Annotated in this window: 12 protein-coding genes and 2 pseudogenes; 4 read left to right on the top strand and 10 right to left on the bottom strand. The window is 70.4% G+C overall.

Annotated elements, in window-relative coordinates; translation table 11 throughout:
- Positions 1 to 121: 121 nt before the first annotated feature.
- Positions 122 to 643 (top strand): transglycosylase SLT domain-containing protein, encoded by a 522-nt coding sequence (locus tag FB157_RS45025; protein ID WP_145887310.1) that lies wholly within the window; start codon positions 122 to 124, stop codon positions 641 to 643.
- Positions 644 to 753: 110 nt separating this feature from the next.
- Here the strand turns inward: FB157_RS45025 and FB157_RS45020 are convergent.
- Positions 754 to 1,552: pseudogene (locus tag FB157_RS45020) on the bottom strand (SDR family NAD(P)-dependent oxidoreductase).
- A 197-nt stretch (positions 1,553 to 1,749) separates the two neighbouring features.
- Between FB157_RS45020 and FB157_RS45015 the strand changes: the two are divergent.
- Both FB157_RS45015 and FB157_RS45010 read left to right on the top strand, forming a co-directional pair.
- On the top strand, positions 1,750 to 2,547 hold the full coding sequence (locus FB157_RS45015) for a hypothetical protein (RefSeq protein WP_261386999.1): 798 nt from the start codon (positions 1,750 to 1,752) through the stop codon (positions 2,545 to 2,547).
- 371 nt (positions 2,548 to 2,918) lie between these two features.
- Positions 2,919 to 4,367 carry an MFS transporter gene (locus tag FB157_RS45010; protein ID WP_186581972.1) on the top strand — a complete coding sequence of 483 codons (1,449 nt, stop codon included), beginning with the start codon at positions 2,919 to 2,921 and terminating at the stop codon, positions 4,365 to 4,367.
- Positions 4,368 to 5,247: 880 nt separating this feature from the next.
- On the opposite strand, the gene FB157_RS45005 is transcribed toward FB157_RS45010, so the two are convergent.
- Genes FB157_RS45005 through FB157_RS44985 form a run of 5 tightly spaced genes read right to left on the bottom strand, consistent with a single transcriptional unit; the run spans position 5,248 to position 12,590 of the window.
- Positions 5,248 to 7,752 (bottom strand): acyl-CoA reductase, encoded by a 2,505-nt coding sequence (locus FB157_RS45005; RefSeq protein WP_145887306.1) that lies wholly within the window; start codon positions 7,750 to 7,752, stop codon positions 5,248 to 5,250.
- A complete protein-coding gene (locus FB157_RS45000; protein ID WP_145887304.1) occupies positions 7,749 to 8,915 on the bottom strand; it encodes an acyl-protein synthase in 1,167 nt (388 codons plus the stop codon). Before FB157_RS45000 ends, FB157_RS45005 begins: the two co-directional genes overlap by 4 nt.
- On the bottom strand, positions 8,912 to 10,048 hold the full coding sequence (locus FB157_RS44995; protein WP_145887302.1) for a GNAT family N-acetyltransferase: 1,137 nt from the start codon (positions 10,046 to 10,048) through the stop codon (positions 8,912 to 8,914). Before FB157_RS44995 ends, FB157_RS45000 begins: the two co-directional genes overlap by 4 nt.
- Positions 10,048 to 11,331: an MFS transporter gene (locus tag FB157_RS44990; RefSeq protein WP_145887300.1), complete on the bottom strand. Its 1,284-nt coding sequence runs from the start codon at positions 11,329 to 11,331 to the stop codon at positions 10,048 to 10,050. The genes FB157_RS44995 and FB157_RS44990 overlap by 1 nt, the downstream gene beginning before the upstream one ends.
- On the bottom strand, positions 11,328 to 12,590 hold the full coding sequence (locus FB157_RS44985) for a phenylacetate--CoA ligase family protein (RefSeq protein WP_145887298.1): 1,263 nt from the start codon (positions 12,588 to 12,590) through the stop codon (positions 11,328 to 11,330). Before FB157_RS44985 ends, FB157_RS44990 begins: the two co-directional genes overlap by 4 nt.
- An 800-nt stretch (positions 12,591 to 13,390) precedes the next feature.
- Here FB157_RS44985 and FB157_RS49230 point away from each other — a divergent pair.
- A pseudogene (locus FB157_RS49230) lies at positions 13,391 to 13,498 on the top strand (YbhB/YbcL family Raf kinase inhibitor-like protein); the annotation flags it as partial.
- Positions 13,499 to 13,573: 75 nt separating this feature from the next.
- On the opposite strand, the gene FB157_RS44975 reads toward FB157_RS49230, so the two are convergent.
- From FB157_RS44975 to FB157_RS49810, 4 genes are all read right to left on the bottom strand, one after another.
- A complete protein-coding gene (locus tag FB157_RS44975; protein ID WP_145887296.1) occupies positions 13,574 to 14,218 on the bottom strand; it encodes a protein-L-isoaspartate(D-aspartate) O-methyltransferase in 645 nt (214 codons plus the stop codon).
- Between the two features lie 485 nt (positions 14,219 to 14,703).
- A complete protein-coding gene (locus FB157_RS44970; RefSeq protein WP_145887294.1) occupies positions 14,704 to 15,801 on the bottom strand; it encodes a hypothetical protein in 1,098 nt (365 codons plus the stop codon).
- Complete coding sequence (locus FB157_RS47830) at positions 15,798 to 15,959, bottom strand: hypothetical protein (protein WP_186581974.1); 162 nt, start codon at positions 15,957 to 15,959, stop codon at positions 15,798 to 15,800. The genes FB157_RS44970 and FB157_RS47830 overlap by 4 nt, the downstream gene beginning before the upstream one ends.
- Positions 15,898 to 16,284, bottom strand: a complete 387-nt coding sequence (locus FB157_RS49810; RefSeq protein ID WP_186581971.1) for an SAM-dependent methyltransferase — start codon at positions 16,282 to 16,284, stop codon at positions 15,898 to 15,900. Before FB157_RS49810 ends, FB157_RS47830 begins: the two co-directional genes overlap by 62 nt.
- Between the last annotated feature and the right edge of the window lie 50 nt (positions 16,285 to 16,334).

Here is a 16,334-nt window from a genome sequence, read left to right as displayed (position 1 = left end):
GGAACGGCGAGCCGACATCCACGAAGCCTTCCTCAAACTCGCCTGCTGCCTCATCACCCACCGACAACTGGGCTCATTGTGTTAGCCGTTGTAAGACGTCTCACAGGAGAGTCCCATTCTCATGACCGCGATCACCGCCCCCCGCCGCCTTGCCCGCCTGCGTACTCTCGCCCTGACCGGCATCGCCACCACCGGCGCCGCGGCCGCTGCTCTCACGCTGATGCCGGCTTCCGCGCAGGCCGCGGAGGCGCCGCAGGCCGCCCACAGCATCATGGCGCCCGCCCGCGACAGCCACACCGAGCCCAAGGGCACCAGCGGCAGCGCGGGGAACCTCGACGGCTGGATCAAGAAGTCCCTGGCCATCATGAAGGAGAAGGGCATCCCGGGCAGCTACGAGGGCCTGCGCCGCAACATCATGCGTGAGTCGGGCGGCAATCCCAACGCCCAGAACAACTGGGACGTCAACGCGCAGAAGGGCACCCCGTCCAAGGGCCTCCTGCAGGTGATCGACCCCACCTTCAACGCCTACCACGTCGCCGGCACCGCTCACAGCGTCACCGACCCGGTGGCGAACATCACCGCGGCCGCCAACTACGCCGCGCACCGCTACGGTTCCATCGACAACGTCAACTCCGCGTACTGACGCCACGGGTAGCAGTGCCGCGAGGTGTGCGCATCCAGCACATCCAGCACAGGGACAGGGATTCGTCTCGGCCACGGTGAAAGCCGGGCCGGGGCGCGCCGTCACCAACGTCATTGCGGAGGGGGAGCCGTCATGGACGCCGTCGCAGTCTCGAACTCCCCGGACGCCATGTGCGTGCTGTGAGGCCGTCCCGGGAATGTACCGAGGCCGACACCACTCAAGTCGCAGCTCGCCTCCCACAACCGCGCAGCGGTCCAGGTGTCGGTGAGATGGTTCCACACCGGTTCCTGCAGGGGCTTGCCGCGCAGGCCGAGGATGCGCGGGCCCCACAGGTGTCCTCCGCGCACTTCAGGGTCGAGCACCGCACACACCGCGGGCCACGCGCCGGCATGCTTTCCCTGCGGGAGGAGGGCGGCCGACACCCCGCGCGGCCGCGCACGCGAGGTCCGTACGTGGACCGGCGGCCGTGACGGGGTGAGGGAGTCCACTGCATCGCCTGGATGGACCACGAGGCTCGTTGACGCGGGCCGACCACGCGGCCGTCATCAACAGCATCAGCCCGCGGGTCAGCGTGAAGTGCCCAAGGCGGTTCGTGCCGAACATGAGCGCGTGACTGGCCCCGGTTTCCTTGCGCGGCGGGTGGTCGAGTGCGTCGCCGGCGTTGTGGACCACCGCGTCGAGGCAGTCCACATCCAGTGATTCCAGCGCCGCCCTGAGCGACGAGAGGTCGGCGAGGTCCAGCCGAACGGTCCGTATTCGTGCGCCGGGCACGCGCGAGCGGATCGAGGCCGTGGCGACTTCGGCCTCGGCGGGATCCCGGGTGCTCAGCACGACAGTGGCTCCGGTTCCGGACAGCAGCTCGCAGGCGGCCAGGATGCGTAAGCCCTGCCGGTGGCGCCGACCGGTCATCGTCGATGCCGCTCGTGCTGGAGTATTCGGCTGTTCGGTCGAAGCCGCGGGGTGATGTGCCGGGCGGCGCGAGCGTGGAGGGCTTCGACCTGTGACCATGCAACTTGGCTGCAGGTGATCGACGAGGAGCTCCAAGCCGCGGGGGACATGTGACGCCCGCCGAGTGACGCTCGCGGGAACGCGTTGTAGGTGATGTGGTGGACTGGTTGACCTCGCTGCCGGCCGTGGTGCTGGTCGCGGGCTGGCTCTTGCTCGCTTTGCTGGTCGCGGCCCTGGCGCGGGTCGGCGTCCGGGCGCTGGTACCGGCCGGGGAACAGGAACGGGTACCGCAGATCGCCATGCCCTTGATGCCCACACTCGGCGCCGCCTTCGCGATCTTTGCGGCCCTCTCACTGGCCAGTGAGGCCGGCTACCTGCGTGCTGCGGAGGGCTTGGTGAGCGACGAGGCAGCCGCAGCATCCCGCCTGGCGTGGGCGGCGACAAGTCCGCGGGTGCAGTCGGAGCCGATCCATATGGCGCTGCGGGACTACCTGCAGACCACACGAGCCAGGGAGTGGAAGGGCGCGGCAGCGGCGTCCGGTGACGATCCACCCACCGCTCGCGCCATCGCAAAGCTGGAGCGGAACGTGCGCACCGAGGCGGCTCGGCCCGAGCTTGGATCCCCGACGAGTACGGAATTGCTGGCTTCTCTGGACGGCCTCACCAGCAGCCGGCGCGCTCGTGTCGCGGCCGCCTCTCGGGACGTTCCCGCGCTCTACGTCATCACACTCGTGGTCAGCGGACTGGCCCTGATCGTGAACGCAGGCGCATTGACCTTCCGCAGCAGCCTGCGAACGTCACTGCTCATCACGGGCATTGGGAGCGTGGTCGGGCTCAGCCTGGCCCTGCTCTTCGCGCTGAGCGCGCCATGGAGCGGACCGTTCATCGTGAGTGGGCATCCACTCGACGCCATTGTCGGGGATCTGGGGTCTGGCTTCTTCCGCAGCGGGTCGTAGGCGGGCCAACGGACACATCGTGGTATCGGCACATCACCCTGTCCACGCCCGCCGCTGCTTTCCTGGTCGTCCTCCGCCGCGCTTCCCCAAAAGGGGCTCCGCGCCCGGTGCGAGACCAGATCTTCTCCCTCTCACGGTGAACGAAGTCCGGAAGATCTGGAACCGCATCGTGCAAGCACCGACGATCTCCCCGCGACGGCCAGAGAACTGGTCGATCTGACGATGAAGAAGCAGCAGCAACGCCCGCGTCAACACCACCAGAAACGCGAGCATCACGAAGTGTTGTCGTCGAGGTAAAGGAGAAATGTCCGGTTCCCCCTATTACTGTGGCCTTTGCTGCAGGGCGCTGGTACGGGGATGGGAGTCGGGGCATGGCGTTCGCAGAATCTGTCGGCGGAGGAGCCTCCGCCTCCCCTGGTCATCCGGGCAGACGGTACAGGGCGCGGTCCTTGGTCCCGCTGCTTGCTGTATGCGCCGGGTACTTCATGGTGATCCTGGATGTGACGGTCATCAGCGTCGCGGTGCCGGTCATCGGCCGGGAACTGTCGGCATCTGTCACGGGCCTCCAATGGATCACCGACGGATACACCCTGGTCTTCGCCGGTTTCCTGCTGATGGGCGGTGCGCTGGGTGACCGCTTGGGAAACCGCCGGATTTTCTGCACGGGTGTGGTCGTGTTCACGGCGTCCTCCGCCGCCTGCGCTCTCGCGCCGAGTGCTCCCTTCCTGACCGCGGCCCGACTGGTGGAGGGACTCGGGGCGGCGATGATCGTGCCCGGCTCGCTGGCATTGCTTCGGCAGGCGTATCCGGATCCGGCCGCTCGTTCGCGGGCGTTCGGCCTGTGGGGAGCCATGGCCGGTATCGCAGCCTCCGCCGGTCCGCTGCTGGGCGGGCTGCTGGTATCCACGGTGGGCTGGCGATGGGTGTTCCTGATCAATCTGCCCGTCGGTATCGCCTGCCTGGTACTGACGCTGCGCCATGTGGAGCCCTCCTCCCGGCTGGTCTCCCGTGCCTTCGACTGGCCTGCGCAGAGTGCGGTGGTGACGGCAGTGGCCTCCGTGACGGCCGCGCTCAACGAGGCCGGACGACGCGGTTGGACTGCTCCGGTGGTCCTCGCCGGGGTGAGCCTTTCCGTGCTGGCTGCCGCGGCGTTCGTCATCCGCGAACGGCTGGCGGCCTCTCCAGCCGTGCCGCTGAACCTGCTGGGTTCGCGCGCTCTGGTCGGCGCCACCGCCATCGGACTGCTGTTCAACTTCGGCTTCTACGGCATGGTGTTCACCGCCAGCCTCTACTTCCAGCATCAGCGCGGCTTCAGCGCACTCGACACCGGGCTTGCGCTGCTCCCCGCGGTAGCGATGACCATGTTCGCCTCCGTCCTGTCCGCACGACTGACCCGCCGTACCGGAGACCGGCCCTTGGTAATCGTCGGCATGCTCCTGGCCGCCACGGGCCTGGCCGGCTGGACCATGGCTGGAGCCGACCCCGCCTACCCACTGCTCATCGCCCCCATGATGGCAACAGGATTCGGCACCTCCTTCGCACTCACCGGCACGACCTCCACGGTGATGGGAGCCGCACCCCCGGCGTACGCGGGGACCGCTTCCGCTCTCTTCAACACCACCCGCCAGGTGGGCAGTGCAACCGGCGTGGCCCTCGGCGGCACCCTGCTCGCCACTGCTGCCACTTACGGTCAGGGAATCCGGGTCAGTATGGGCATCGGTGCACTCGCCTACCTGACCGCCGCAGGCCTCGCATGGCGATGCGTACCCCCCAAATCCGAACACGACGCTCATGGCGCGGAAACCGGCACAGAGCACTGACCGTGCCGATGCCCCGTGGCCATCGACGGGGGAGCGAGGCCTGCTGAATGAGCATGCCGCCTGTGCAAGCGGGGGTGTTGCCGTCGCTCGTGAGCCCTTCGCCGTGCTGGCCGGTGATCTCAGTTCTAAACGGCGCGGACGCTCGTCCGATGTGGCTGATTCTCTCGTCGCTGCTGCGTGGGCCCGGCCGGTGTCTGGAGCGCCCACGAAGACGGCCGTGGCCGCCTTGCCATTCATGGCGCGAAAGAGCGGGAAGAGCAGGAGGAGTACGGCCATGTCGGCGAGCAGTCCGATGGAGCACCAGCCGAACGTGTCCCCCTGCCGGGGATCAAAGTGGCCGGTCACGGGTCCGCCGCCAACAGCGTCAACCACCGTGGCCAGGGTCGAGACGGCGGATCTCTCGGCGCGGACCAGGGCAGGTGGCGGTCGGCCTGCGGGCCGTTCCCGTAGGGAGCTCCGGCATCGGTGGCCAGGTCGCCCGACCCCCGACCCGGAAAACCCGGGCCGGGTCCGCGCTCGGCTTCCCATGCGGAAACGGCGGGCTCGGGTCCGCCCGGAGTGAGCCTTGGCGGTGACCTCGTCGTGATGGACGAGATCACGACCGAGCGGCTTGATCCCGAGGCGTCCTGAGCCCGCATTCCGGCGGTGGGCACCGATGCACCCCGCTCACGCCGCACCGCCTGGCCTGGGCGCGACACTTTCGGCAGGGCTGGCTGTACCGGTCCGCTACCTCTCGAACCCTCGACGCACCAACGGTGGGGTCTGTTGAGCTTCCTCGCCCGGGCCGGGCCACCAGCCGCGCATCCATCTTCGCCCCGTTGATGCATGCGAGAGCCCTCATGGACGACGGAGTGATGTCCGTCGCCCACAAGGCGACCGGCTAGCGCAGGTCGACGACCGTCCGCAGTTTGCCGCTGGTGGAGGTGCGCTCGAACGTCTCCCTCCGCACGGTCTCCACGGCGAAGGCCAGCAGACCCTCCGCACCGGCCGAGGCCAGCTCCGTCACCTCGGCGAGGAGGGCCTCCCGCGCTGCCTCGGGGTCGCTCGCGTACTGCTCGTCGAGCCGGACGGTCAGCACTTCGCGGCCGGAACCGGGCGCGACCAGCAACTGCATCTCACCGTGGTAGCCGAGGCGTTCCTGTGCGGCCCGCAGGATGCGCCGGTAGTTGACGAAGTACGTGCCGACACGCACGACGTCGCCGTAGCGCCCCAGCAGTTCCAGCCTCGGCACGTGGCTGCCGCACGCGCACGGTCCCTCCACCGTTCGGCCCAGATCACCGATCTCGTAGCGCTCCAGACGTTGTCCGGCACGGGCCCGGGAGGTGAAGACCAGCCGTCCCGGCTCGCCCGGTTTCACCGGCCGGTCCGTGTGCGGATCGAGGATCTCCAGCGTGTGCAGATCGGTCAGCACATGGTGGACCGACCCCTCACCCGCCGTGCACTGGTATCCCAGCGGCCCCAGATCGGTGCTGCCGTACGCGGCGGAACGGATGACCTCGACACCGAACTCCTCGGTCAGTACCCGGCGTTGCTCGGGAGTGAAGTGCTCGCCGCCGTAGAACACCTTCCTGATCCCGCCGTACGCACACAGCCGGTCCGCCTCGGCGTGGAACAGCTGCCACAAGTAGGACGGCATGCCGAAGAGGGTGTCCGCCCCGTGGGTGACCAGTGCCTCGACGGTCATGGCGTGGTCGGGACCTGCGGCCATCGGGATCTGGGTGGCGTTCAGGCGTTCCAGAATGGAGAAGAAGCTGATGAAGCTCCCGTACATCCCGCCGCAGTAGAACAGGTTGGCCGCCCGGTCACGTGCCGGGTCGAAGCCGGCGGCGAGCAGCCCGTCGGCTGCGGCGCGCATCTGGTTGTCGTAGTCGTCGCAGGTGAACACCGACAGGGCGGGCGTGCCCGTGGAGCCCCCGCTGCGGAAGTACAGGTGGGCGTGGCGCGGGTCCAGCGAGACGAGAGCGCGCTGCACGCCTTCCTTGCCGAGCAGCGGCGCCTTGGGCGCCGGGGGTAGGACCGGGGGCGCCACCAGGTCGTCCAGGCAGGCGACGGTGCGGAACGCATCGCCCGGTGCGCGCACACTCACCCGACGGCTGTAGCGCTGCAACGCGTAGACCCCGTCGTGCGGTTCACCCTCGTAGCCCTCCAGCATCGAGCCGACCGGGGTGACCCGGGTGACCCCCGCGGCGAAGAGGGCGCGTGACAGCTCGGCCACGTCGGCCGGGCTGCCGCCCACGGCCGCGGTCTGCAGATAGCGGCGCATCGGCCGCAGCGTCGCCGTGACCGTGTGCCGGGGGAGAGGCTTCACCCAGACGCTGCGATGCAGCGGGGAGGCGTCGAGCGCCGGCCGGGTGTCCGCCATGACCCGCCATGAACCGTCGTCGGCGGCGAACACGCGGGTGAGGCCGAGGTGTTGTTCGAGCCGGGCCAGCTGCTGCACGGTGGTGATCTCCGCCTGCTCGGCCGGTCCGGGCAGTGGCGCGCGCAGGTCGTCGGACACCTTCGCCAGCCGCTCGGCGAACCGCCCGGCGAACGCGAAGACGTCGTCGGCGTCCGGGGTGTCGAGATAGATCACCTGGGGGCTGGAGCACGCCTGCTGTTCGAAGCGGCAGACATCCTCGGCGAGCGCGTCGAGTGTGCGGTCGTCGGTCGCTGCTTCCCGGGTCAGGTAGGCGAAGGAGATGCGGTGCCCCCACTCGACGACCCGGCAGCCCGGCGGTGCGATGTCGCTCACCGCGCGTATGGCGTCCTCTCCGCCCCAGGCGGCGATGGCGTCGGCCTGCCCGCACAGCGCCTGGATCCAGTCCTGCCGCGACGAGGGGAAGCGCAGGGCCACCACGCGCTCGGAGATCAGCCCGGTCGGGTCGGCGGCTCCGAGGGCTGCGAGCAGGTCCTGGGCGAGTGACGTGTCGGAGCTGCTGGTCTTCAGGACGTTGACGTTGCCCGCCAGCAGGCCCTCGACGACGCTCAGCGGTGCCACGGCGGCAGCGTTTCCGGGTGCGATGTGCACCAGCAGGCCCACGGGCGCCCAGGACTCGTACACCGTCTCGCGGCCGTCCGGCCGGGTCAGCCGCTCCGGCCGCAGCCCGCCCAGTTCCCGGCGCAGCTTGCGTTCCAGCGCCTGCCGGGTGAGTGCGCCGGCCAGCTCGGCCAAGGTGGCCGCGGCCTCGACGGCGGTCAGCTGCCCGGCCAGCCGGCCGTACAGGTCGGAGCCGGGATCGGCCAGGTCAAGGCTGACGTTGGCGCAGGCGCCGAGCACCACGTCGGTGGGCAGCGGACGTGCCAGGACCCGCCCGGTCAACTCCGCCAGCCCGGCGAGCCGTCGGCCGGCCTCGGCGTCGTCGATGAACTCGCCCTGCCAGAGGTGAAGTGCGGAGGTGGTCACGACATTCCCTTCATCAGTTCGGCGGCGGCGACCGCGCAACTGCGGTTGCGGCTCACTCCGGCACGGCCGTGCACGGTGAACCAGTCGGTGGACAGCGGGCAGGGACAGTCCTCGCCCGGGTGCAGCGAGGCGAGGTCGCCCATCACGACGCTCTGCGCCGGAACAGCGGTGATGTAAGGGCTGACCAGGTGAAGAAAGCCGCGCTCTCCGTACGGCAACGGACGCAGCGTCGCCGTGTCGCGGACCGCGGCGCGCGACCACACCGGCACGTGCAGCCGATGGTGTGCGCACTCGACGTACGGCACGCAGTGCTCGACGGAGCCGAACGTGTCCCGGACACGGTCGCCCGGGATGCCGAGGCGGTCGGTGACCTCGGCGTAGAACACGGCCTTGCCGATCTGCCGGTCGGCATGGCCCTTCCAGCCGCCGCCGAGCACCACCAGTGATCCCTCGGGCAGGCGTAGCGGCGGCAGACCCATGGCCCTCATCCGTTCCAGGGTGAAGTACAGGAAGGCCGGGAAGCCCAGGATGCGCACCGGCACGTCGTCGTTGGCGTAGCGCTGGAGCGCCGCGATGCAGCCGTGCACATCGAACTCGTGGCCGGAGCCGGTGTGCCGCAGCGCGTGCATGGTGTGCCGGGCCGGGGCGAAGTCACAGAGGTAGTTGTCGGTGAACGACGTGCCCAGCTTCAGCGACGGCGCCGGCTCGTAGCTGTACAGCAGGTAGTTGACCGGTTGGTCGGGAGTGATCCAGCCGTAGTGGTCGAAGATCCGGGCCACCATGCGCTGCGCCGAGCGGATCGTCCACTCGTCGAAGAACATCTGCGACTTCTGGCCCGTGGTGCCCGAGGAGGTCAGGTGCAGGAACACCTCCTCGCGAGGGACGGAGAGCACCTCGTGGCGCTTGAAGAAGGCGGCGGGCACCAGGGGGGTGCGCACTCCGTCGCCGACCGTGGGCGCCGGGACCTCGGGCACGTCCTGGAGCAGGGCGGCGTAGAACGCGGAGCGCTGGGCGTGCCAGGCATGGGACTCGGCCATCGCCGCGGCGAACAGCTCGTCGGTGCCGACGCCGGCCGCGTACGGCTCCGCCAGGTCGCACAGCCGTTGCACGTGGCCGAGCGCCGCCGGGTCGGGGACCTCGACAGGAGCGAGATGGGGGTTCATCGGGACACCTCGTGAAGGGGCAGGTAGGTGGCGGTCCAGGCGCTCAGATAGGCGCCGAGGTACGGCTGGAGCAAGGGACTGACGACCGCCGTCCGGAAGTCGATCTGGCGGCTGGTGCGGGACAGCACCACGTAGTCGTGGAAGCGGTCGTGGATGCGGCGCATGGCGGGATAGACCGCGCTCGGCACGAACCCCGAGGCGAGATAGACCTCCAAGGCCTCGGTGTCGGCCAGTGGGAGCAGCGTCTCGGCGTAGTCCGCGCCGGCCTGGGCGGCCTTGGTCATCAGCGCCTCCAGCGCGCCGCTCACCGCGGCCGGGCGCGGATGGACGGCGACCAGCGCGCAGCTTCCCGCCACCGGGTCGAGGTCGGCGTACGCCTCGAAGCCGCCGTCGGCTGCCACCAGGAGTGCGTTCGGGGTGTGCAGCGGGAAGAAGCGGTCGCCCGCCTCGGGAAACCGTTCCAGGAAGCGGCGGCGGACGAAGGCCGGGGCGTTGATCAGCTCGATCGGTGCGGCAGCCGCGGTGGCGCGCGCCGCACCGCCACCGGGGACGAGCCCGGTGGCGCCGTAGTCGACGCCGATGCCGCCGGAGGCGGCGCTCAGCAGCGCCGACAGCCGTTCCGGCACATGCTCGACGGGGCTGCGGCGGTCCAGCACTCCGTCGGCGTATCGGGCGAACAGCGCGAGGTTCTCGCAGCCCTCGACCTCGACCGCGTTGGGCATCAGGCCGAGCGGCCGGAAGCCGTTGCGTACGACGACGTGCTGGGGGCCCTCGGTGACGACGCGGACGGTGGCGTACACCGAGTCGAGGCGGCCGGTGGCGAACGCTTCCTCACAGACTGCGCCGGTCAGCAGGGAAGCCAACCCGCCGCCCCGGTGGCCGGGATGCACGGCGAGTCCGACGAGCTTGCCGATGCGGCTGCTCGGATCGGTCTGTACGACGGCGGACCCGACGAGGCCGCCGCGGTGTGTGCGGGCGGTGAGCCAGTGCGCGGTGCCGTCGGTGATCAGGCGGCGCATGACGGCCGGGTCACTGCCGAGCGGTACCGGGTACCCGTGCCCGTACACCTCGAAGTACAACTGCCTCAGTTCCGCGATGTCCTGGACCGCGGCGGGGGAGACGACGACGCTCATCACGCTTCTCCCGCCCGGGCGAGGGGCTGCGTGGCGGACGCCCGGGGTCCGTCGGCGTCCGCCCGTCCGCCGACCCGCCACAGTGCCAGCGCGACCGGTACGAGACCTGCGCCCTGCACCAGGCAGAGTGTGCGGGCCGTCAGATGGTCACCCAGTGCGCCGAAGACGAGCGAGGCGACGGGGAACGTGGCACCGAGCACTGCCTGCATGACTGCGAAGAACTCCGGCTTGTCGTCGGCAGGCACCAGCCGTTGGAACAGTGCGACGAACCGGACGCCGATCACGCCGACGCACCAGCCGACGACGGCCAGGGCACCCAACGCCACGGCATGCCCGGGGACCAGGCCCGGCAGCCCGACGGCCGCGGCCATCACGGTCAGACTCACGGTGCCGACGGTGACGGGACGCCCCGGAACGCGGGCACCGGTGAAGGATCCGACGAGTGTGCCCGCGCCGAGGGCGGCCTCCAGCGAGGCCACGGTCGAGCCGGTGGAATGCAGCACATCCCGCGTGTAGAGCGGCATCACGACGTAGACAGCGGTGGTGAAGACATTGGCGGCGGCGAAGCAGACCAGCACACGGCGGATGAAAGGGAGCCCGGCGAGGACCCGGCGCAGCGTCCGCGATGCGGGTGCCGTGCCACTCTCCGGTCCGTGCGCCTGAGCCGCGGCGTGCGGGAAGCGCGCCGAGACGACCAGCAGCGCCGCGAACAGATAGGCGGCCGCGCAGGCGGCGACGACGCCCGGGAGTCCGCCCGCGTCGACCGTGAGCGGTCCGAGCAGTCCTCCGCCGAGCCCGGCGACCGACTGGGTGGACAGCTCGAATCCGGTGGCCGCTTCGATGTCGGCGTCCTCGACGAGTTCCGGCACCGACGTCGTCAGGCACGGGTCGAACAGCGCCTGACAGGCAGCCAGTGCCAGCCCCACCGCGTAGACCGCGGCTGTCGGCAGTGGCCCTGACTGCGCCAGGACGGCCGCCACCGTGGCCACCGCGCCGGCCGCGGCCGCCGTGCCGGCCAGCACCGTCCGATGAGCGTGACGTGCGACGATGCGGGCGACCACGGGTGCGAGCGCCACCGCGGGCAGCGCGCTGACCATGAGGAAGAGGCCCGAGTCGAGCCCGCGGTGCCCGCCGCCCGCGTATCCGACCAGCCACCAGACCGCGCCGACCTGGAACATCCTGCTCGCGGCCTGGGTGAGGAGCTGACCACCCCAGACCCGGCCGAACGACGCGTTGCGCAGCACGAGCGGCAGACGGCGTGCGCGTGATTCCACGGCGTTCATGAATGGGGCCGTTCGTCGACGACGCGGATGAGCTTGCCCGTACGGGAGTTGACAGCCAGGTCCTGGTGCCGCGCCCGTTGGACGGTGAGCGGGTTCACATGACCGGCGGCGGTCGCACTCCGGTAGAGCGGGCGTTGCGCCAGGACCGCGTTGGCGACGGCATCTGCCAACGCGGTGTTCCCGTCGTCGGCCTCACCTGTCGCGAGCCGCAGTACCAAGCCGTCGCGGCCGTTGCTGCGGCGCACCACGAGTTGCAGCCCCGTCACCTCACCGGCCGTGTCGGCAGCCATGACGATGTCGTGGACGTCCTGGGTGTAGAGGGAGACGGGACCGACCCGCACGCCCTCCTCGGCGCGGCCCAGGATGCGGAAGACCCCGGCGTTCCGGTCCACCCACTCGGCCCGGTCACCGGCCGGATAGCGGAGCACCGGCATGAGCCGTCGGCGCAGGTCGGTGACGACCAGCCGTCCCGGAACGCCGTCGCCGTCGACGGGCCGGTCGGTCTCCTCGTCGAGGATCTCGACCATCGTGTACGGGGTGAACACGCGGTGCACACGCGGGTCGCCGCCGGGCACGGCCTCCCCGAGCAGCCCGGCGTCCACGCTGGCGTAGCCGAGGGAGCGCACCTGCGCCTTCGGGAACGCGCTGGCAAGCAGGGGGAGCTGGTCGCCGAAGAGGCATTCACCGCCGAAGAACAGCAGCTCCACATCCGGGAGTGACCGGCCGGCGGAGGTGAGGCGCTCGGCGAGGGAGCACAGGGTGGTGGGAGTTCCGGCGACGACCTGGACCTGGAATTCCTCCAGGGTGGCCGCGGTGGATTCCCAGGGCGTCGCGCCGCCGATGGGGAGGCGGACGTTGGCCGCCGGGGAACGGTGCAGTGAGTCCAGGATGAAGCTGAAACTGGCGTACAGATCACCCGCGTAGAACAGGTCGGCGACCCGATGGCCCGGTCGCAGCCCGGCGTTGACGAGTCCGGCGCCGAACGCCGTGGTGAACTCCCGCCATTCCGTGCGGGTGTAGTAGGAGAACTTCGGGGATCCCGTGGTGCCACCGCTGCGGAAGACGACCGCCTCGTGGAGCGGGGCGGTCAGCAGCCTGTTGTCTCGGGGCGAGTTGGCCCGCCAGAAGTCCGCCTGTGGCACCACTGGAAGATCCGTGAGGTGTGCCGCATGACTGGGCAGGTGAGCGTAGAGCTCACGGTAGAAAGGCGAGTTGTGGCGCGCGAAGCGTACGAGCTCCGCGAGTGGTTGAACGGGCATCAAATCCTGCTCGAAGGCGTGAACCGGCGGAATGGAAATAGCCGACGGCGGTACGACGAGTGGGGCTGCTCCGGCGCGGAGGATGGCCCTGTCGTTGACGATTTCAATCAACGGTGCACCCGCGATGAGCGGGGCATCCGGGGAAGAAGGATATCTCAATATTCGGAACGCGCTTGCGCGAACTGGCCATGTGAGCAAGGAGGGTTAGGTGCGTGAGCGGACGAGCTGTCACTGTTTTTGGTTCCTTGAGATCCAGAGATGCCTGTCACATGAAACCGTCCTCCATAAGTAATTGTTGAGTGCCCCTCAAGTTCCCTTTATGAAACGGTTCCGAGGACCGCCTCGGTCTTGACCGAATGCGCCGCCGCCGAACCGATGCGCCTGGCGAGCATTCGCCATCGGCCTGGCCGCTTACCAACGGGACAAGCCAGGCGTCGGGTCATCAGCGGGACAGAGGGGGTCCCAGTCGATCCGGCCGTCGGCACCGGCGACCACCTGGACGGGGGCCGTGATTGAGGAGTCCCGCCGCCTCAGCTCAGCTCCCATGGATCGTCGGGGAGTAGCCTGGCGTCGCCTGATCACCGCATGCAGCGCGCCCCGCGAGACGGCTATGAGGGTCATGGCGCCGAACACGGAGCCGCCGGGGGCTCCAGAGCTGGTGCTCCTGTGCGAGGACCCGGACGCGCCGGAGAGGACCGTCCCGCACTGGCTGGTGACCGGCATCGATCCGGGAACCACCGGGGGGGGGCGGACGGCCAGAAGCCCCAGGGGGCCTGCCGCGGACCGACGGCTTCGGCCACGTGGGCCGGGGAGGGCCGACATCTCCACCGGGGCATGGGCCGCACCGCTACTTCTTCCGCCTGTACGCCCTGTCCGAGCCACTGCCGCTGCACGACCGCCCGGACGTCGAGGACGTGCACCGAGCCCTGAAGGGCAGGCAGCTGGCCTCCGGCACCCTGGCCGGGACTATCGCGCTGAGCGCGTCACCGCTGGTCGTAGCCATGGGCACCGTACAGCCGGACGAACCGGGCCGCGGTGACCGTCCTGCGATGCACCAGGTCGTGGGCCCGCCGCTCGTACAGCTCGACGCGCTCCTGCCCGCCCTGACCGATCGGCTGGACGAGCCGGCCACCGGTGCGGAGCTGATCCACGAGCGGCTGAGGCACACGCGGGAAGGCCGCGCAGACGATGACGGCGTCGTACGGGGCACGGGTCGGCATCCCGAGGGTCCCGTCGCCCAGCACGACCTCGGCGTTGCCGACGCCCCGCCCGGCCAGCCGCAGGCGGGCCTCGTCGGCCAGGTCGGGCCAGCGCTCGACGCTGACGACATACGCGGCCAAGCGGGCGAGCAGCGCGGTCTGCCAGCCGTATCCGGTCCCGATCTCCAGGACCTGTTCGTCTCCGGTGAGGCCGAGAGCGGAGACCATCATGGCGATCAGCGAGGGCTGGGTGGTCACCTGCCCGTGGGGGAGCGGAACGGGCGTGTCCCGGTACGCGGATGCCACCTCGTCCTCGGGGACGAAATCCGCCCGCGGAATGCTCCGTACGGCCTCCAGGAGACGGGCGTCGGTCACGCCCACGGCGCGGGCCGCGCGGACCAGGTCCTCGGGGGTCCCTTCATGGACCATCGGACCGCGGGGCCGTGGCGGTGGCGCCGGCGGCCCCCGTCGTGGTGCGTTCCGGAAACCGCGCGGCGTGATCGTGCTCGCCGCCCGTCGTCGCCTCGTCGCTCACGTGCTCGGGCCGTTCTCGCAGTGCTCGTTCCCGTGCCGGTGCGCGGGGCCCGCTTCCGGCCAGGCGCGAGCGGGCAGCCGAAGCCCTCGGTCCGGTCGAGGTCGACCAGCGTCAGCGCCGTGCGGCGGACCGTCGTCTGCTCCCGGGCGTACCGCAGCGGGCCGGCCACCGCCGGAACGCCTACCGTCCATGTCTTGGGCGGGTGATCGAAACATCCGTCTCCTCCGCGCCGCTCCTACTCCTGCCCATGTGCCCCATCCACCGCGCATACGCCGCGCTGCCGCTCCAGCCCAGTGTCGGCATGTTCCGCGTGCCGCGCGATCCGGGGCGGTCGGGCGCAAGGGGCGGCCCGTGATCCGGGGGGCGCAGCGCGGCGGCGTCAGGACGGGGTCCCCGGGTCGGTGTACCGCAGCAGGGCGCCCACGCCCTCGCACAGCCTCAGCTCGCTCTCCGGTACGACGACCAGCTCGGCACCGGTGCCGACGAGGGCCCGGACGAGGGCCTCGTCGGCGCGTTCCTCGCGCGGGGCCCGCACGCCGAAGGACATGAGTTCCGCCTCGGTCAGGGCCAGCTGAGTGGGCTGGGAGCCCGCCCAGAGCCGCAGCGAAGACCCCGGCGGCCGGTTCAGCAGCAGTGCCGCGACCTGGCCGCGCTGGAGGGCGGCGACGGTGGGGGCCAGACCGTCCGTCATGGGTCCGTCCAGGGCACGCCGGCCGATGAAGATGTCCACGAGTTCCCGGTCGTGCGCAGCCATGCGGCCGCGGAAGACGCCGTCGAGCTGCGGCTCCAGCAGGGCGCGTCCGGAGTCGGTCGGGGTCCGGCCGCCCACGCGCACGACCTTGTCCCGCAGGGTGTGCGGCAGGCGGCGGATCAGTACGTTGCACGCCCACTCGTCCCCGCCCACGACGACGGCGTCGGCATGGGCGCGCCGCGCCCGTTCGTCCAGCCGATGACCGAGCCGGAGGGAGGTACGGTGCCAGTTCGCCACCGCGACCCTGTGGTGCAGCCGCTCACCCGGGGTGACGGTCGACACGGGCCAGACGCCGGTCTCCGCCTCCAGCGTCACCCAGCCGTGGGTCTCGGCCGTCGGAAGGCCGCCGTAGTGGACGACCACGGCCATGTAAGGGATCTCCGGAAGGTGCTGGGTGACCAGGGGCATCGCGTCCGGCAGGGTGCTGTAGCGCGCGGAGTCGTGCTGCGGCGGCCTGGGGAGCTCCCCGTCCAGGACGAGCGTGCCGTGGGCGGCGAAGATGGCCTGGCCGTGTACTCCCGGCACCTCTGTGTCGGCGCCGACCACCTCCTCCAGTACGTTCAGCAGCGCCCGGTCCGAGCCCTGACGGGTCAGACTCTCGCGCAACCGCTGCCAGCGCAGCGCGATCGCCCGCTCGGGATGCGCGACGTTTCGGGAGGTGTCCAGATACACGGAGGCGAACGGGCCCGGCTCCGCGTAAAGAGGTTCAAGGAACGACAGCCTCATCGCCACTCCTCGTCGACGGCCTCCCCTCCTTTGATGATGCGCGCAGCGGGGGCGATGGAGCTCGGCGAGCGCAGAGCAGTGCGGAACGCGGGGCGGTCATGCGCCGGCAGCAGCCGCCCCATGGTGAGCATGGCGGCGGCAACCAGGCCGTCCAGCATCGCCCCATGGATCACCCATGGGAGCTCCGGCAGGCCTATCGATAGGGTCGGGGTTGTCTTTGCGGAGGTTGGCGGACACGAACAACACCGCCATGGGCGGCGCAGGGTCGATCCGGGCGCGCGACTGAGGGGCCAGCAGCAGCTGGGCCGCCTGTTCGGGCCCGGCCGGCAGGACCGGGGTGCGGCGCGGCCGCTCCCACCGGGCGCGGGCTTGGGTCAGCACCAGCGGGTCATCATCCGCGTAGACGATCCGGCAGCGAACACCGATGCTCTGCGCGATCTGGTACGCGCCCACCTGGGTGGGCGGCCCCGCGCCGAAGACCACGACTCGGTGAGGTTTCCCAGACGACCGGCTGGGGCCGGCGCAAGATCCAT

Origin of the sequence: Streptomyces sp. BK340 (genome assembly GCF_007827595.1) — a bacterium.
GTDB lineage: Bacteria > Actinomycetota > Actinomycetes > Streptomycetales > Streptomycetaceae > Streptomyces.
This window is presented reverse-complemented; position numbering and strand designations above follow the sequence as displayed.

Excerpts from the sequence above, each read along its gene's own strand:
- FB157_RS44985 (WP_145887298.1), bottom strand. The coding sequence starts at position 12,590 with ATGCCCGTTCAACCACTCGCGGAGCTCGTACGCTTCGCGCGCCACAAC.
- FB157_RS45025 (WP_145887310.1), top strand. The coding sequence starts at position 122 with ATGACCGCGATCACCGCCCCCCGCCGCCTTGCCCGCCTGCGTACTCTC.
- FB157_RS45000 (WP_145887304.1), bottom strand. The coding sequence starts at position 8,915 with ATGAACCCCCATCTCGCTCCTGTCGAGGTCCCCGACCCGGCGGCGCTC.
- FB157_RS44975 (WP_145887296.1), bottom strand. The coding sequence starts at position 14,218 with ATGGTCCATGAAGGGACCCCCGAGGACCTGGTCCGCGCGGCCCGCGCC.
- FB157_RS47830 (WP_186581974.1), bottom strand. The coding sequence starts at position 15,959 with ATGCTGGACGGCCTGGTTGCCGCCGCCATGCTCACCATGGGGCGGCTG.
- FB157_RS44970 (WP_145887294.1), bottom strand. The coding sequence starts at position 15,801 with ATGAGGCTGTCGTTCCTTGAACCTCTTTACGCGGAGCCGGGCCCGTTC.
- FB157_RS44990 (WP_145887300.1), bottom strand. The coding sequence starts at position 11,331 with ATGAACGCCGTGGAATCACGCGCACGCCGTCTGCCGCTCGTGCTGCGC.
- FB157_RS44995 (WP_145887302.1), bottom strand. The coding sequence starts at position 10,048 with ATGAGCGTCGTCGTCTCCCCCGCCGCGGTCCAGGACATCGCGGAACTG.
- FB157_RS45010 (WP_186581972.1), top strand. The coding sequence starts at position 2,919 with ATGGCGTTCGCAGAATCTGTCGGCGGAGGAGCCTCCGCCTCCCCTGGT.